Below are 17,196 nucleotides of genomic sequence, written 5' to 3' on the forward strand. Positions count from 1 at the left end.
AACAACGACGCTTACTTTGGAGGAAAGCTCATGCGCGAAGCCGTTATTGTATCCTACGCCCGGACCGGCATGGCGAAAGCCAGCCGCGGATCCCTGAACAACACGCACGGCATCACGATGGCCGGCCATGCCATCAAGGGCGCCATCGACCGCGCCGGCATTGAAGCCGCGTCCGTGGAAGACGTGTTCCTCGGCTCTGCACAGCCGGAAGGCGCAACCGGCCACAACGTTGCCCGTAACGCCGCGCTGTGGGCTGGCTGCCCGTCCACCACGTCCGGCGCGACGATCAACCGTTTCTGTTCTTCCGGGCTGCAGGCCATCGCGAATGCGGCGCACACTGTGATCAATGAAGGCGCTCCGGTAGCCATTGGCGGCGGAGTCGAATCCCTGTCCCTCGTTTCCCGCAGCGGCCACATGAATTTGCACCGCTACACCGAAGACGAGTTGATGAAGAAATGGCCGGCGATCTGGATGACCATGATCGAAACCGCCGAAATCGTTGCGGACCGGTATGGCGTCAGCCGCGAGTATCAGGACGAATATTCCGTCGAATCCCAGAAGCGCACCGCCGCCTTCCAGGAAAAAGGCTACATGGCCGAGGAAATCGTTCCGCTGAAAACAACGATGAAACTGGTCAACCGCGAAACCGGCGAAGAGACCTTCCAGGAAGTGGTCTGTGACCGTGACGAATGCAACCGCCCCGGCACGACCTATGAGAGCCTTGCCGGCCTGAAACCGGTCTTCTCCGGCGGCATGGTCGTCAAGGAAGGCAAATACGTTACCGCCGGTAACGCTTCCCAACTGTCCGATGGCGCCGCAGCTGTGGTGGTCATGGAAGCCAAGGAAGCCGAAAAGCGCGGCCTGAAGCCGCTCGGTCGTTTCGTGGGTTTCAACGTTGCTGGCTGTGACCCGGACGAAATGGGTATCGGCCCGGTCTTCGCTGTTCCGCGCCTGCTGGAGCGCCATGGGCTGAAAGTCGACGACATCGACCTGTGGGAGCTGAACGAAGCCTTCGCCTCCCAGTGCCTGTACAGCCGTGACCGTCTGGGCATCGACCCGGAGAAATACAACGTCAATGGCGGCTCGATCTCGATTGGCCACCCGTTCGGAATGACCGGTGCACGTTGCACGGGATCGCTTCTGATGGAAGGTCAGCGCCGGGGTGCGAAATGGGGCGTGGTGACCATGTGCATCGGCGGTGGCATGGGCGCTGCCGGCCTATTCGAAATCTTCAGCTGATCCCCTTCAGACTGAACGCAGCGAACGCCCCGAACTTCGGTTCGGGGCGTTTTGCTTTTGCAGACAAGGCCTTATGTTGACGGGGTCACGCCAAGTCGAACTGGAGCCGTCATGATTCGCCCCCTTCTGTCCGCCGCCTGCCTGGCTGTCCTGGCCGCGTGCACACCGGCATCAGACATTGCCGAACACGGTGTCAGCACGGATCCCGATGGTGCAACGGGTTTCATTACGTCTCATTTGGTGCCACCGGAGACCGCCACGTTCCGCGACGGCGAGAGCGTGCCGCGCGATGCCGATGGCCGCCCCTATTCCTACGCGCTGCTGGGTCAGCCCCTGCCGGCCCTGTCGGGTCAGATGGCGGATGGCAGCATGTTCGACCCGGCCGTGCTGGCTGGCCGCTGGACGGTGATCGATGTCTGGGGAATCTGGTGTGGAGACTGCATGGCAGACGCTCCCTATGTCGCCGCGCTCGTCACGGCGATCGAACAGGACCCGGACCTCGGTTTCCTGTCGATCCACACGCCAGCCAATCCCAATCGCGCAACGCCTGAAGACATGTACGGCAAGTACGGATCGGTCGCGGCGTATTTCGCGGCGAAGGGCTATGACTACCCCACGCTTCTGGACGAGGATGCCAGTCTGCGAGCAGCCCTGCAGATCAGCTGGACGCCGTCCTATATTCTGGTCGACCCACAGGGCGTGGTGCGCGGGTTCCGGACAGACCTGTCGGTCGCGCAGGGCGAACCGGTGAAGGATTTCCTGAAGGATGTGGCCGCCGTGAAGGCGCAGGCCGCTGCAGCCGAGCCCGCCGCCCCTGTCGGGGCCTCCGGAATCGGCCCCGACGGTGCAGGGCGCTTGTCCGGTGCAACCCCATTCAACACGAATGCCATCCGGGCGGCCTTTCCCGGATATGAAATCGTGCCGGGCCAAATGACGGCGGAAGGCGAGACCTATCCGGTCTTTCACGCTGTCCGCGCAGCCGACGAGGCCGCGGCCTTCGTGATCGAGCCGGACTGGTCACGCGGCCAGGTCTATCGCGTATCGACCGACAATCCTGCGATTGCCGGCCCGGATGGCGAACAGGTTGGCGCATTCAGGCTGAGCCAGCTGGACGCGGCGGCCCGTACCTTGTGCATGCCGGGCGCGGACGAGGCCAGCGACCTTCTGGTCTGCACCGAGACGCATGACGGGGCCCGGTTTCAGCGTCTGTTTACCCCGGACGAGGATGCGACGGACGCCACGCTGACCGGCATGGCCTACTATCCGCCAGAGGCCGAACCGGCAGATTAACCCTGCGGCAACCACAAGCTGCCGGTTTTACCATCATTTCGACGGTTTTGGGCTGACAGGGCGTTTGATCATTCGCCTGCCAGCTTGTAACTGATAGAAAAAGGCATGGTGGATAAACAGAAAGGCGGGTCCTGATGCTGCACCCATCGACCAAACGGCTGATCGACAAGCTCGGCGACATGACTCGTCGTCAAAAGGTTGCCTGGCAGGAAGCCGATGACGGCAGCATCACGCATGACACAGAGGGCTATCGGGTGACGCTGACCCCCGAACCGCATGCCGTCCTGCTGACCGATTCCCAGGGCCGGGAGATCGAGACCTGCACCCCCGCCGAATTTGCCGACGACATCGACAAGGATGGCCGTCCCTACACAATGTTCGTCGAAGAGCTGTACCGGGAAGCCAAACGTCATGCACGCGGAGCAGAAGAAGCCATCAATGCGGTGCTGGCCGGGCTGGTGGCTGCGGAAACCGTCCCGTCCGGCGAGGATGTGGCGGACGACACTCCGGACGCAGAGACGGTTGATGTTCCGGACGCCACGCTTGGCGCAGAGGACGCCCTGGAGGAAGACGCCACCATCGAGGACCCGGTGGATGACAGTTCTCCGCTGGAGCCCGACGCCTATCAGGAAATGGACAGCCAGTCCGACATCACATTTGCTGTCGCCTCCCTGGCCGATCAGGTGAATGGCGAGTCGGCCCACATCGCTGCAGCTGCCGATGATGAAGCGGCGGAGGATACCGTCCCGACCGAAGACGATGTGCTGACCGATGAAAATACTGCCGTCTCGACCATGGAGGCCCTGCAGGAGACCGACATCGAGGCGGAGAAGCCTGAAGAAGCCGCAACCGACGATTTTTCCAAAACGGAGCCAGCAGCCGAGCTGGAAACAATGGCGGATACGCCCCCCGCCGACGACCCCATCACCGGCTTTGGCGTTTCGTCTGCCGAGGCCCCTGCTCCGCTTGAACCGGCCGAGGATCCGACCCCGCTGAACGAACCCGAGGGCGGTTACACGCCGACCGGGTTCGTCGATGCCCCGGATGAAGACTCCGCGCCTCAAGAACCGGCCGAAACGGAGATGTCGCCGACCGAGAGCGACGCGGCGGACCTGCCACCCATGTTTACGGCTGCAGACACTGATGCCCCGGCCCCGGTGGAATCAGGGGTGGAACACGCCGCAGACGATATGACCGAATCCGCTGGTGCCCCCTGGCCCGCTGCCCCCGAAGCAGATGCGGACTTGCCCGCCCCCGTGGACGCCGAGACATATGAGGCGCCATCGCCGGAAGCAGCGATGGAGTTTGGTACCGAGGAGCCGGCGGCAGAAACCGAGCCCGACACAGCCGAGACCACGGACCAGCCGGAGCCCGCCCCGCAGAGCAATTTCACGAGCAGTTTCTTTGGTGGCGGGTTCGGCGGTGGCCTCGGCGCCTATCGCAGTGAGCCGGCCCCTGAGCCCGCGAGCGAACCGGATACAGGAGAAGCACAAGAGATCGCACCGGCGGAGACTTCCGAATTCGGCGAGGCGGTCTCGGACCTGGCGTCCGCCGACCCGGCCGTCGAGAGCCAGCCCGACCCCGCCGAGCTGACCGAGCCGCCGCGCTCGTTCAGCTTGTCCGGTATTGGCGCACGGCACGACCCTGAGCCTGCCCCTGCGCCGCTGGAGGCCAGCGCACCCACCGAGCCGGAGGCTGAGGCACAGGTCATGATCGATGGCACCAATGACCTGCCGACCTGGCCCGGATCCGATCCTGCCCCGGTGATGGACGACGCACCGGAAACGGGCATGGTGTTCGAAGCCCCTGCAGCCGACGATGTTGTGGAGGTGGCGCCAGAGCCGGTGCCCGAGCCTGAACCGGATTTCACGCCGGACGTGCCGGAAGCGAGCATTGCTGCAGATGCCGAACCGGAGACCGGGGATGCCTCCGCAGAGGAAGCACCGGTCCGGCCTGTGAAACGGTTCAATCCCTGGAACTGATGCCTAGCCGCGCCAGAACCGGCGGGTGAGGACCACGAACACGGCGACAAATTCCAGACGTCCGAGCAGCATGGCCGTGGCGCAGACCCATTTTGCGAAATCCGGCAGGAGCTGGAACGTGCCGGACGGCCCGATCATCGGACCAAGCCCCGGACCGACATTGGAGACGCTGGTGGCAGCCCCGGAAATTGCGGTGAGCGCATCCACACCCGTCAGGCTGATCAGGGCGGCGGCAACCAGGAAGGTCAGCAGGTAGAGGCTGACAAACACCATGACGGATTGCAAAACTTCCTCGTCCACCGTCTTGCCGGCATAGCGGATGGGCGTGCGGCGGTGTGGCTGGATCATGCGCTGGGAATAGGCAAGGATCGTCTTGGCGGCGATTTCCAGGCGAAACATTTTCAGGCCGCACGCGGCCGAGCCTGCACAGCCCCCGACAAAGGTGGCCCCAAGGAATACGACCATGACGGGTTGGCCCCAGGTGTCATAGGGCGCCGAGGCATAGCCGGTGCCGGTCATGATCGAGATGATGTTGAACAGCGCTTCCTTGAAGCCGTGGAAGACGTGATCAAAGATCGGCGGGTCAACCACAGCCTCGTGATAGACCACAATGATCGTGGAAAAGACCAGCGCCAGGGCGAGATAGAGCCGGGGCTGGGGATCGGTCAGCATCGGGCGGATACGTCCCTGCAGCATCAGCATGGCCAGCAGGCTGAACGGCAGACCCGCGATGAACATGAACACGGTCGCCACATAGGGCGCGTTGGTATCATTGAAGTAGCCGAACGAGGCGTCATGCGTGGAATAGCCCCCTGCCGACATGGTGGTCATGGCGTGTGTGATGGCGTCAAACCAGCTCATGCCGGTCAGATAGTACAGCAAGGCACACAGCATGGAGATGAGCAGATAGGTCAGGCCGAGATAGGCCGCGATATCGGTGATACGCGGCAGGAATTTGCCGGACATGTCCGAGCTTTCGAGTTCGAACAGCTGCATCCCGCCGACCCGCAGCTGGGGCAGGATCGCGATGGCGGTGACAATGATGCCGATGCCCCCGATCCATTGCAGGATGGCCCGCCACAGCAGGATGCCACGCGGCGCATCATCCAGCCCGGTCATGACGGTGGCCCCGGTTGTGGTGAGGCCGGAAATCGATTCAAACAGGGAGTCGGTGATGTTCATGCCGAATGCGAGGAACGGGATCGCCGCAATCATCGGCAGGAACACCCAGACCAGCACGGTCAACAGGAACCCTTCCCGCTGGCCTGTCCGTTCGACCGCCCCGCGCGAGAGCACCCACATGCAGGTGCCGATCAGGATGGAGCCGAAGGCCGAGACCTCGAACACGACGGTTTCCTGACGCCCATCGGCCAGATCGATCAGCGCGCACGGGATCATCGCCATGCCCAGAAGGACGGTCATGATGCCGATGGCAAGGAAGATGGGGCGAAGTTGCATGACGTTGGCGGGGAAGATACGCCGCAAATCCTGCTGAGGTGTCAACGCATTGCGTGGTTAAGCAGGCAGCACGAAAGGACGTGTTCAAGGCAGGTTGCAGGAAAGGTCCGGACGCTCCTGACGATAATGTGAAGGTGGTGGTGGCCGGCAGCAGGGCAGATATGCCATTTTCGAGCCAGATCAAAGGCCTTGCGCCAGTTGACGCGGCGCTTGGCATGGGCCTAAACGCCCCCTTCGTTTCATTTGTAACGGACAACCCCGCATGTTCGACCATTCTTCCTTCGACGCTCATGAAGGTGTCCATCTGTTTCATGATGCCGACAGCGGCCTGAAGGCCATTGTCGCAATTCATTCCACGGCGCTGGGACCGGCCGCTGGCGGGTGCCGGATGTGGAATTATGACACCGGCGAGGCGATGCTGCGCGACGCGCTGCGCCTGAGTCAGGGCATGAGCTACAAGAACGCCATGGCGGACATTCCGCTGGGCGGCGGAAAGGCGGTCATCTGGGGCGACGCCAAGACGGACAAGTCGCCAGCACTGTTCCGTGCGTTCGGCCGGGCGGTCGAGAGCCTGCAGGGCCGCTACATCACGGCTGAAGATGTCGGAATCAGCGTCGCCGACATGCAGATCGTGCGCGAGGAGACCGCTCATGTGGCCGGCCTCGACCAGGGTGCAGCAGCCAGCGGGGACCCCTCCCCGATCACCGCGATGGGCATCTATCTCGGCATTCGCGAGACGGCGCAGCGTGTGTTCGCCACCGATGACCTGAACGGCCGCACCATTGCGGTTCAGGGCGTCGGATCGGTCGGCGGGCATGTCTGCGAGCATTTGGCGAAGGCGGGCGCTCGCCTGATCATCACCGACATCGACCAGGCTGCCCTGTCCGACATTTCGCAACGCACCGGCGCGCAGATCGTGTCGCCAGACGAGATCTACGATGTCGAGGCCGACATCTTCTCTCCCAACGCGCTGGGCGCGATCATCAATGAGAAAACGCTGGACCGGTTTCGCGTGAAAGCGATTGCCGGGGGAGCAAACAACCAGTTGATCGTACCGGAAATGGGCGAATTGCTGCGCCGACGCGGCATCCTTTATGCGCCGGACTATGTGATCAATGGGGGCGGCATCATCAATGTCTGCGCAGAGATCTCCGGCACCTATTCGCGCGATTGGGTGGACGGAAAGGTGCATGCCCTGATGACCACGCTGGGCGAAGTGCTGGACACGGCCCTGTCATCCGGAGACCCCACCAATCTGGTGGCAGACCGGATCGCCCGGGAGCGGATCGGCCGGGGCGATTAGGTAGTCTCACCTAGTTCCATCGGGGCGATCAGTGTTACACACACTTATCGAACCCGATGACACGAGGATTGAGCCCATGTCTGTAGTCGCCATGCTTCAGGGAACGGTCGAGACCGATCTCTCCACAATGCGGACCGCGCTGTCCCTTGCCCGGCGCATGAATGTGCCGCTGCGCGGATTGTGCGCCCTGCCCGACCCCAATTCGGCCCTGATGGTGATCGCCACGCCGGAAGCCGCCGGACTGACCAGCGCAACCACACAATCCGTGTTCGACATGCAGGAAGAAGTCCTGTCCAATGCTCGCGAGGCCTTCCGCACAGCGACCGAAGGCGCGGAGAGTGTGACCTGCGAGTTCAAGCATGAAGTCAATACGGTCGAGCGTGCCGCCGCGAATGCGGCCGCGCTGTCGGAAGCAGTCGTGTTCCCCCGCATCGCCGCAGACGGCTCCCAACCCCTGAACCCGGCCTTCGAACACATCCTGATGGACGCGCATTTGCCGCTGGTCCTGGCAGGAACGGCTGCAGATGTTGCCGGCCCGGCCATCATTGCCTGGGATGGCAGCAATGGCGCGGCGCGGGCAGTTCGCTTTCACCTGCCCATCCTGAAAGCACTGGGCGACGTGATCATTGCACAGAATACTGACGATCTGGAGAAGGATCCGCAACGCGAAATCTCTGCACCGGAAGCCCTGTCTGACTGGCTGGTCCTGCAAGGCATTTCATCCCGCGTGATGGAGATCGAGGGAGAAGTGGCCGCCGGACTGCTTGCCATGGCAAAAGGCTCTGGCGCCGGACTGATCGTTGCCGGGGCTTACGGACATTCGCGGCTGACCGAACGCCTGTTCGGCGGCACGACCCGCCGCCTGCTGAAAGCCGACAGCGCGCCAGCCCTGGCGCTGGCCCACTGAGGAGATACCGAGATGAGCCTGTCAAAGATCGTATTGCAACTTGCCCGCAATCCGGGCCTGCCTGCCGGGGATGCGAGCCAGGGATATACGCTGGTTGCTCCGCTGACCTCAGAAGGGCAGATCGACCTGGACGCCTGGCGCGCCCACAGGGCCGAGTGCCGTGTGGTGCGGTTCAGCCCGGATCCGGACGAACACGCCACGGGCCTGTTGACCCATCGCGGCAGCCGCTGGTTCTTCCACTATGACGAGGATGACGAGGGCGATGATGAGGCCGGCTACAAGCTGGGTGACCATGTCTTCAAGGAGGGCGAATACGTCACCATCGCCAGCCATGGCGAAACGCCGATGACGTACAAGATCACCGATATCAGCCCGGTCTGACCTTCCCGAGCGTCAAGCTGGACAGATTCGCCGTAACGGCGCACACTTTCTCCCATAAAGGGCCGGCAAACAGGCCCATGGGAGGAAGACATGAAGAGATTTCTGGGCGTCGCCGTTTCGGCGATAGCGCTGGCTGCCTGTGGCGGACCGGAACCGGACACACCGGCGCAGGAGGCAAAGACGGGTGTGGCCGACACGGAAAGCAGTGCTGCGGGGGAGACGCGCACCGCGGGATACAATGAGGACCGGAATGCCTATTTCGGCGACCTCCACATCCATACCCGGTCCAGCTTCGATGCCTATATCTTCAATGTCCGGCGCACCGCCGATGATGCCTACCGGTTTGCGCGGGGCGATACGGTGACCCACCCCTCCGGCTTCGACATGACGATTGCCGGCGGACCGCTCGATTTCTACACCGTCACCGACCATGCCGAGTATCTTGGCATTCTGCCCGTGATGGATACACCCGGCACGGAACTGTCGGAGCTGCCACGAGCCAAGGCAATGTTCTCCAATGACCCGCAGCAGATCACGACGGCCTTCCAGACCGTCGGCGCCTCTGTCCGGTCCGGCGAACCGATTGACGAAATGTATGATGAATCCATCATCAACTCCGTCTGGCTGCAGAATATCGAGGCGGCCGATCGTCACTATGTTCCGGGCGAGTTCACGACCTTTGCTGCCTATGAATACACATCCGTGACGGTGAACGAGGAGGAGAATTCCTTTGCAGGCGGCAATCTGCACCGGAATGTCTTCTTCAAGGGCGCAGCGCCGCTGCGGGCCTTTTCCACATTGGACTCGCCCAATCCGGAAGATCTATGGGACTGGATGGACCAGAAGCGGGCTGAAGGCTTCGAGTCGATTGCCATTCCGCACAATCCGAATGTGTCCGACGGCCAGATGTTCCGTCTGGAAACATATAATGGCGATCCGCTGGACGCGGCCTATGCCGAACAGCGGATGCGCAATGAGCCCCTGGTCGAGGTCACGCAGGTCAAGGGCACAAGCGAGACCCACCCTGCCCTTTCCCCGAATGACGAGTGGGCCGATTTCGAGATCTATGACCGGCTGCTCGCATCCTATGAAGTGTCGGCGACGGAAGGCAGCTATGTCCGCGAAGCCTATCGCAACGGGCTGAAGCTTCAGGAGAAAGAAGGATTTGACCCGTTCCGCTTCGGCCTTGTGGCAGCCTCAGACAGCCATGTCGTCGGCGGGGCCTATGCCGAGAACGACTATTGGTCGAAAGTGGGCATCGTGGACGGCACACCGATGGCACGCGGGTCGGTCCCCTTCATGGGCACGAAATCCTGGGACGCCCAGCCCGACAATCCGATCGTCACCAATGCCAGAGAATGGTTCTCGCGCTGGGGCGCGTCCGGCCTGACGGGTGTATGGGCGGAGGAAAACACGCGCGAGTCGATTTTCGACGCGTTCCGGCGCAAGGAGACCTTCGCCACCACCGGCCCCCGCATGAAGGTACGTTTCTTCGCGGGGTACGAATATTCCGAGGACATGCTGGACGCACCGGACCTGACGCGGCTCGCCTATGATGGCGGTGTGCCGATGGGCGGCGACCTGATCGGCACCGGCAACACCCCGACCTTCCTGGCCTGGGCGCAGCGGGACCCGAACATGGGCGCGCTGCAACGGGTCCAGATCATCAAGGTCACTTCAGACGGTGAAGCGGTCTTTGACGTGGCCTGCCATACTGGCACGCCGGACCCGACGACGCACAGATGCCCGGACAATGGCGCGGCTGTGGACATGGAAACCTGCACACCGACCGGAGACGGCGCGAGCGAACTGAAAACGGTCTGGCAGGACCCGGATTTCGATCCGGCCCGGCGAGCAACCTATTATGTGCGCGTGCTCGAAAACCCGAGCTGCCGCTGGTCGACCTGGGAGGCCATGCGGGGTAACGTGCCCCCTCGCCCGGACGTGCCCCAGACCATACAGGAGCGCGCCTACACCTCGCCGATCTGGTACATGCCGGCCAATTAAGGGACACGCTGCTTCGTGAAACTCCTGCGAGACCCGCTCGTGCACTTCGTCGTGGCGGCTGCCCTGATCTTCGGCCTGTACCAGATCTGGCAGAATCGTTCAGACGCCGCCCGGTCGACCATCTTCATCTCGGCCGAGGAATTGGAGCGCATGGCGGCGCTCTACACGTCCGAGGCTGGCGCGCTGCCGACCGAGACGGATATGGCAGCCATGGTGTCCGACCATGTTCGGGATGAAGCCCTGGCCCGCGAGGCCCGCCGCCTTGGTCTGGATGAGGACGACACGATCATAACGCGCCGGCTGGCACAGAAGATGAGCTTTGTCGTATCAGACCTAGATGATGCCCCGGAGCCGGACGAGGCCGTCCTGCGGGACTGGATGACCACTCATCCTGACAGGTTCTCCGTGCCGGCCACAGTCACCTTCAGCCATGTCTATTTCAGCCCGGATGTGCACGGGGCCGATACGCAGCAGAACGCTCAAGTCGCGCTGGACCAATTGATCGCGGACCCGGCCATCGACCCGGCACGCATGGGCGATCCGTTCATGATGCAGCGTCAGTATGGAGACATTCCGATGCGGGAACTGGCCCGGCAGTTCGGCGGCATGTTTGCCGAGGCCGTGTTCGCCCTGCCCGTCTCCGACACCTGGCAAGGGCCGGTCGAGTCAGCCTACGGTCTCCACCTGGTCAAGGTGACCCGGGCGACGCCCGAAACACAGCCGCCCTTCGAGGATATTGAAGCGCAGGTTCGAAAGGACTGGATAGAGGAAACCCGGCGCGCGGCAAACGAGCAGGCGATCCGCGACATTGTCTCGAAATACCGGGTCGAGCTTGAGGGCGTGGAGTGATGCGGGGCCTACTGGCCCTGTTGACGGCCATCCTGATCTGCGCCGGTGCAGCCGCGCATGAAGTGCGCCCTGCCTATCTCGAACTGACAGAAACCCAGCCGGATGAGTATGAAGTTGTCTGGAAGCAGCCCGTGCTGGACGGTCGCCGGCTGAAACTGGATCCTGTTTTTCCGGATGGGTGCGAACGGCAGAATGAACGATTGACCCGCCCCGGCTCAACCCTGGTGACGCGCTGGACCATGGCCTGCGACCTGAGCACAGGCACGCTTGCGGTCGACGGGCTGGACCGCACCCTGACCGATGTCTTCCTGCGCATTGACCGGATGGAGACCGAGGATTTTTCCGCCCTGCTGAGGCCCGGGGCCAGTTCCATTGATCTGGGCGGACCGCAGGGTGCGGCGACGCTGTCCTATTTCCGGATCGGCGTGGAGCACATTATTTTCGGGTATGACCATTTGCTGTTCGTGCTGGGGCTGGTGCTGCTGGTGCGACCGCGTCAATTGCTGGCAACCGTCACCGCTTTCACGGTGGCTCATTCGATTACGCTGGCCGCATCGGCGCTCGGCAGCGTGAGCCTGCCGGGCCCGCCGGTCGAGATCACCATCGCCATGAGCATCGCGCTGCTGGGCGCAGAAGCGATTTACCGCATGCGGGACCGGGAAACGCTGGCTCAGACCAGGCCCTGGCTGATCGCGTTCGGCTTCGGATTGGTACACGGGTTTGGATTTGCCGGGGCGCTTTCGGAAATCGGGCTGCCGCCCGGCGCGGAAGTGATGGCGCTTCTGCTGTTCAATCTGGGTGTTGAGGCAGGCCAGGTGGCATTCGTTCTCGTCCTTCTGGCACTCGCATGGATGGGCCGACACCTGTACCGGCCGGGCGGACCGGCGGTCCGGACTGCAGCGGCCTATGCCATCGGCATCACCGGCAGCTATTGGGCGATTGAGCGGATCGCTGCCACATTCTTCTTCTAGAGACCGATCGCCTTCCAGAGCATGCGGGCAGCAACCAGGGCCAGCAGAACGGCAAACCAGCGTTTGAGATTGGCCTCGCCCAGACGATGCGCCAGGGCGGCGCCAACCGGAACCATGGTGACCGTGAAAACGGAGATCAGCGCGAAGGCGGCGAGATTGACATTGCCCAGAGAAAACGGCGGACGGCCTTCAGTTCCCCACCCCACCAGAATGGCAGCCAGTGCCCCCGGCAAACCAATGGCAACGCCCCAGCCGGCCGCCGTGGCGACCGCCTTGTGAATGGGCCGTCCACACAGAGTCATCAGGCTGACCCCGAACGTGCCGCCCCCGATGCCCATCAAGGCAGACAGTGTGCCGACGGATGTCCCGAGCGCTGCGCGGACGGGGCCGCCGGGCATGTCATCGGCAAGCCGCCAGGTCGGTCGGCCGAAATAGAGCTGCGCCGCGAGCAGAAAGGCCAGTGAGCCGAATATGGCGAGCAGCCCCCGGTTCGAGAGATAGCTGCTGATCCCCATGCCGATGAGCGCGCCGACCACGATCCAGGGTGCCCAGTCTTTCAGGATCTGCCAGTCCACGGCGCCGTGCCTGTCATGCGCCAGGACGCTGCGGATGGAGGTGAGAATGATCGTGGCGAGCGAGGTCGACACGGCGACGTGCATGGCGGTTTCGCCATATCCCATGCCTTCAAACAGGAAATAGAGCACTGGAACGATAATCGCCCCGCCCCCGATACCGAACAGTCCTGCCGCGAGACCGGCCGCAATCCCTGCTGCTGCCAGAGCGAGCAGCATGGGCCCATACTGAGCAAGCATTTCCATCAGGTGACTATGGCCCTTTCGCGGTAGGCCTCTGTATCCCAACTGCGGGTTTCGACAATTTCTGCGAGTTCCGTCATCGCATCCCAGATTTCGGCATAGCCGAGAAACAGCGGCGACAGACCGAACCGGATTGTGTGCGGCGTCCGGAAGTCTGCTTCGATGCCCCAATCCGACAGGGCCCGTACCAGCGGATAACCATCGGGATGACACAGGCTGACATGCCCGCCACGTCGCTCCGGATCCTGTGGCGAGGCGATGTCGAGCCCCATGCCTTCGGCCATCATCAGGCACATCTGGCCCAGCGCCCGGGCCTTCGCCTGAACATGCTGCATGGACACGCCGTCAAACACGTCCAGCGCTCCATCCAGAGCTGCGAGGGACAGGATCGGGGGCGTGCCTGCGGCAAAGCGTGCCGCGCCGGGCTTTGGCGTGTATGCGGACGAAAACTCAAAGGGGTGTGCATGTCCCATCCAGCCCGGAAGAGGCGATGTCAGCTCAGGAGCCAATTCCCTGTGAGCATAGATGAAGGCGGGCGCGCCCGGCCCGCCATTGAGGTATTTATAGGTGCAGCCTGCTGCCAGTAACGCGCCCTGTTTGGCCAGCTCGATGTCCAGCACACCGCTGGCATGGCTGAGGTCCCAGACGACAAGCCCGCCACAGGCGCGCGCACTGGCTTCATGCGCCGCCATGTCTGCCAGTTCGGCAGAACGGAAATTGACCAGACTCTTGACGAGGACACCGCCCTCCAGACGGGCTGCCCCCTGCCCCGGCGGGACGCGAACGCATTCGGCTCCGTTCAGCCCGGCGAGACCTTCGAGAATGTACTGATCGGTTGGAAACTCGTCCTCTTCCACGACCAGACGCCGCGACCGTGCAAGCGGCAGGGCGGCCGCGGCCAGTTTGAACAGGTTGACCGAAACGCTGTCGCACAGGCTGACCTCATCCGGTTGCGCCCCGAGAATGGCCGACAAGCGGGCCCCGACCCGATCCGGGAGATGGATCCAGTCCGCCGAATTCCACGCACCGACACGGTCTGCCATCCAGGCACCTTCCGATGCCCGGCGCAGGGCCGACAAGGCCCCCTTGGTGGCAGGCCCGAGGGAATGCCCGACCAGATAGGTCACACCCTCCGGCAGCGCGAATGCGTCACGGCATGGCGCAAGCGGATCACAGGCATCGAGCGCCTCGGCTTCCGCGCGGGATTCCGGAAGGGATATCAAGGTCATCGCCTGTTTGTGCATGACACAGCGCGCTGACGCTAGTAGCAATTCCCGTATGCGCCTGCCTTCCCTTGCTGCCCTCGCCTGCCTGACCCTGACCGCGTGCCATGCCCCGCCGGATACGACGCCTGCGGCCGAGCCGGCACAGCAAACAAATGACCTGGACCTTATGACATGGCCAGACCTGCTGTCGCGGCCACGGCCCACCACGCAGCATCAGGTGCGTATCGGGCCGGGTGAGACGGATGTCGTGGATGTCTGGCTGCCCGATGGCGACGGGCCCCATCCGGTCGTCATCATGGTACATGGCGGATGCTGGCAGAAATCGATCGCCGACCGGACGCTGATGGATTTCGCGGCAGATGCCCTGCGCCAGCAAGGTCTGGCCGTCTGGAACATCGAGTATCGCGGCGTGGATGAGACAGGGGGCGGCTATCCCGGAACATATGAAGACGTCGCACGCGCTGCCGACGCGCTGCGCGATCATGCAGACACATTCAACCTGAAACTCGACAGGATCGGAGCGTTCGGCCATTCGGCCGGCGGTCATCTGGCCCTGTGGCTGGCGGCCCGCCCGAAGCTGCCCAAATCCAGCCCCCTGTGGAAGCCTGATCCCCTGCATCTGGACGTTGTCGTGAACAGCGGCGGTCTGGCCGATCTCGAAATGTCTGCGCCCGTGACGCAGGAAGGATGCCTCGCGGCGATCCTGGACACGTTGACCGGTATCCCTTCTGGCGATCGGCCGGACGTTTTCTCCGACACATCCCCGGATCGGCTGCTTCCGTTTGCAGCACGGCAAGTGAGCGTGAATGGCGAGCAGGACCGGATCGCCCCGCCGCGCCTGGGACAGGCATATACGCAGGAAGCCCTGGGGGCCGGCAGTCAGGCAGCGTTCGAACAGGTCCCCGAAACCGGGCATGTGGAACTGATCGCGCCGGGCACAGACGCATTCGCGCTGCAGGCGGCGATCCTCGCCGATGCCTTGTCCGACTAGGTTACCAGACGCCCGCCTGCTTGAGGGCGGCGTCCAGGGAGGGCGGGATATCGACGGCCGCCTCCTTGCTGTTCAGGTCTCGCGGGGCGTCACCGGGTTTGAGATACCGCCAGCCCTGAAACGGCCGTTTCTGCTTGGCATAGGTGCGCACAAGATCCGGGCTGAAGACCAATTCACACATGGAGTGCCCGTCGCCGGCAACTTCCCGAATATCCAGAATGCGCTGACGGACCCGAATCGCGCCCTTGATCACCCAGTAAATGGAGCCGCCATTCAGTAGCTGCTCCTTCTGCTTCGGCATCATCCGGGTCTGATGAAAGGGTTCACGCCCCTGTTCCATAAGGCGTTTCTGCCAGTTCACCAGATCATCGACATCATCCGCACCGACACAGAGTTTCACCATGTGAATCGTCATGGCATCAATGTAGCGGCCTTAACGCGGCAATCCAGACATCAGCTGCGGCGCGGCGTCGCCCGTTTCGAAATCCGCTTCAGCTTCCGGACTGGAAAAGAAGAATTCCGTCTTCACGATGTTCGCCGAATAACGGCGCGAGATCGTCCGGAAGGCGGCGCGGGCTTCGAGGTCGATCGAGAAGCCAGACACATAGCTCATGCCCCAACGCGGTTCGGTCCGGATGAAATAGCTCTGCTCGTACCGAGTCAGCTTGCCGCCCTCGGGACCGGCCACGGGCCGGGGCAGATGGTAATCGATGCGCAGGAACCGCTCGCCGACGGGATCGAGCCAGGCCGATGCCTGAAGACGCTGGGCGGCCCAGACATCAAACTCGCCATCATTGGTCGAAGGGTGGTGACGGAAGCCGATGCGCCAGGCGTGGCCCATATCCTCCACCCGTACTTCGCGCCCCATGCTGGCCCGCAAATCATCCGGAAACAGCCGCCCATCGGGCGCAGGTTCGCTTGCCCAGTTGGCCGCAACTTCCTCAAGCTCGTCATCCTCCCCCTGCCAGGAGACAACCTGCCAGCGGGCCCCCTGCTCGAGGCGCGGATCATAGGCATACACGCGGCTGGCCGACTGGCTGCTGAGTTCTACGGTAAAGGCGGCGCGGAGGGTGCGGGGCGCTTCCGTCGCCGTCAGCGCCGCATCAAGTGGCGGCGCGCCCGTCATCATGAAGAAACTCGCGAAGAGTGCCAGAAGCATGTCGTATTACCGTCCCGTAATCCCAATAGGTCCGAAATGCGGCTGATCTTTGGCGAGGCCGAGCCGGAGCTTGCCGCCACGCCAGAGCCGCTGCTGGGCCAGTGTCGGGCAATAATGCTTTACGGGACTTGAACGCGACTGGGCTTCAGGCCTTGTCGTCCTTCTTCAGGGGAATGCCATAGAGTTCGAGCCGGTGATCGACCAGTTCGAATCCGAGCTTGCGGGCGATCTCGACCTGAAGTCGCTCGATCTCCTCGGAATGGAATTCGACCACTTCGCCATTCTTCACATTGATCAGGTGATCATGATGCTCGTCCGGCACTTCCTCGTAGCGGGCACGGCCGTCGCGGAAATCGTGCGCCTGGATAATGCCGGCATCTTCGAACAGTTTCACGGTGCGGTAGACCGTGGCCAGCGAGATTGACGCATCCATGGAGTTGGCGCGGCGATGCAGTTCCTCGGCATCCGGGTGATCATCGGACGAGGACAGGACCCGGGCAATGATGCGCCGGGGCTCGGTCATCCGCAGGCCTTTTTCGGCACAGAGTTTTTCGAGTCGATCCATGATGTTGTTTTGCCCTCACATTTGGCGGAAGTCCAGTCGGCTTCCGCCCCCGG

Annotated in this window: 16 protein-coding genes; 10 read left to right on the forward strand and 6 right to left on the reverse strand. The window is 62.9% G+C overall.

The window, feature by feature from the left end; all coding sequences use genetic code 11:
• Nucleotides 1–30: 30 nt before the first annotated feature.
• From HF955_RS02110 to HF955_RS02120, 3 genes are all read left to right on the forward strand, one after another.
• Nucleotides 31–1,239 (forward strand): acetyl-CoA C-acyltransferase, encoded by a 1,209-nt coding sequence (locus HF955_RS02110; RefSeq protein WP_291077452.1) that lies wholly within the window; start codon nt 31–33, stop codon nt 1,237–1,239.
• A gap of 111 nt (nt 1,240–1,350) precedes the next feature.
• Entirely contained in the window at nt 1,351–2,529 is a 1,179-nt protein-coding gene (locus tag HF955_RS02115; protein ID WP_291077454.1) for a TlpA disulfide reductase family protein, read from the forward strand.
• Nucleotides 2,530–2,663: 134 nt separating this feature from the next.
• Nucleotides 2,664–4,511, forward strand: a complete 1,848-nt coding sequence (locus HF955_RS02120) for a hypothetical protein (RefSeq protein WP_291077455.1) — start codon at nt 2,664–2,666, stop codon at nt 4,509–4,511.
• A 3-nt stretch (nt 4,512–4,514) separates the two neighbouring features.
• Here the strand turns inward: HF955_RS02120 and HF955_RS02125 are convergent, their stop codons facing one another.
• Nucleotides 4,515–5,969, reverse strand: a complete 1,455-nt coding sequence (locus HF955_RS02125) for a TrkH family potassium uptake protein (protein WP_291077457.1) — start codon at nt 5,967–5,969, stop codon at nt 4,515–4,517.
• A 262-nt stretch (nt 5,970–6,231) separates the two neighbouring features.
• On the opposite strand from HF955_RS02125, the gene HF955_RS02130 reads away from it, so the two are divergent.
• The 6 genes from HF955_RS02130 (at nt 6,232) to HF955_RS02155 (ending at nt 12,387) form a co-directional block, all read left to right on the forward strand.
• A complete protein-coding gene (locus HF955_RS02130) occupies nt 6,232–7,272 on the forward strand; it encodes a Glu/Leu/Phe/Val dehydrogenase (protein ID WP_291077458.1) in 1,041 nt (346 codons plus the stop codon).
• 76 nt (nt 7,273–7,348) lie between these two features.
• Nucleotides 7,349–8,179: a universal stress protein gene (locus HF955_RS02135; protein WP_291077459.1), complete on the forward strand. Its 831-nt coding sequence runs from the start codon at nt 7,349–7,351 to the stop codon at nt 8,177–8,179.
• A gap of 12 nt (nt 8,180–8,191) precedes the next feature.
• Nucleotides 8,192–8,560 (forward strand): hypothetical protein, encoded by a 369-nt coding sequence (locus HF955_RS02140; RefSeq protein ID WP_291077461.1) that lies wholly within the window; start codon nt 8,192–8,194, stop codon nt 8,558–8,560.
• 90 nt (nt 8,561–8,650) lie between these two features.
• Nucleotides 8,651–10,567 (forward strand): DUF3604 domain-containing protein, encoded by a 1,917-nt coding sequence (locus HF955_RS02145; RefSeq protein ID WP_291077463.1) that lies wholly within the window; start codon nt 8,651–8,653, stop codon nt 10,565–10,567.
• Nucleotides 10,568–10,582: 15 nt separating this feature from the next.
• Entirely contained in the window at nt 10,583–11,416 is an 834-nt protein-coding gene (locus tag HF955_RS02150) for a peptidylprolyl isomerase (RefSeq protein ID WP_291077465.1), read from the forward strand.
• Nucleotides 11,416–12,387: a HupE/UreJ family protein gene (locus HF955_RS02155; RefSeq protein ID WP_291077467.1), complete on the forward strand. Its 972-nt coding sequence runs from the start codon at nt 11,416–11,418 to the stop codon at nt 12,385–12,387. Before HF955_RS02150 ends, HF955_RS02155 begins: the two co-directional genes overlap by 1 nt.
• Here HF955_RS02155 and HF955_RS02160 read toward each other — a convergent pair.
• Together HF955_RS02160 and HF955_RS02165 are read right to left on the reverse strand one after the other, a co-directional pair.
• Nucleotides 12,384–13,205 carry a sulfite exporter TauE/SafE family protein gene (locus tag HF955_RS02160; protein WP_291077469.1) on the reverse strand — a complete coding sequence of 274 codons (822 nt, stop codon included), beginning with the start codon at nt 13,203–13,205 and terminating at the stop codon, nt 12,384–12,386. The two genes, HF955_RS02155 and HF955_RS02160, sit on opposite strands and share 4 nt — an antisense overlap.
• A complete protein-coding gene (locus HF955_RS02165; protein WP_291077471.1) occupies nt 13,205–14,431 on the reverse strand; it encodes an aminotransferase class V-fold PLP-dependent enzyme in 1,227 nt (408 codons plus the stop codon). The genes HF955_RS02160 and HF955_RS02165 overlap by 1 nt, the downstream gene beginning before the upstream one ends.
• A 49-nt stretch (nt 14,432–14,480) precedes the next feature.
• Between HF955_RS02165 and HF955_RS02170 the strand changes: the two genes are divergently transcribed.
• Nucleotides 14,481–15,419: an alpha/beta hydrolase gene (locus HF955_RS02170; protein WP_291077473.1), complete on the forward strand. Its 939-nt coding sequence runs from the start codon at nt 14,481–14,483 to the stop codon at nt 15,417–15,419.
• Between the two features lies 1 nt (nt 15,420).
• Here HF955_RS02170 and HF955_RS02175 read toward each other — a convergent pair whose 3' ends face one another.
• The 3 genes from HF955_RS02175 to HF955_RS02185 form a co-directional block, all read right to left on the reverse strand.
• Nucleotides 15,421–15,834, reverse strand: a complete 414-nt coding sequence (locus HF955_RS02175) for a DUF1489 domain-containing protein (RefSeq protein WP_291077475.1) — start codon at nt 15,832–15,834, stop codon at nt 15,421–15,423.
• 18 nt (nt 15,835–15,852) lie between these two features.
• On the reverse strand, nt 15,853–16,578 hold the full coding sequence (locus HF955_RS02180) for a hypothetical protein (RefSeq protein WP_291077477.1): 726 nt from the start codon (nt 16,576–16,578) through the stop codon (nt 15,853–15,855).
• Between the two features lie 145 nt (nt 16,579–16,723).
• Nucleotides 16,724–17,143 carry a Fur family transcriptional regulator gene (locus HF955_RS02185; protein WP_291077479.1) on the reverse strand — a complete coding sequence of 140 codons (420 nt, stop codon included), beginning with the start codon at nt 17,141–17,143 and terminating at the stop codon, nt 16,724–16,726.
• Between the last annotated feature and the right edge of the window lie 53 nt (nt 17,144–17,196).

Origin of the sequence: Hyphomonas sp., from assembly GCF_017792385.1 — a bacterium.
Lineage (GTDB): Bacteria > Pseudomonadota > Alphaproteobacteria > Caulobacterales > Hyphomonadaceae > Hyphomonas.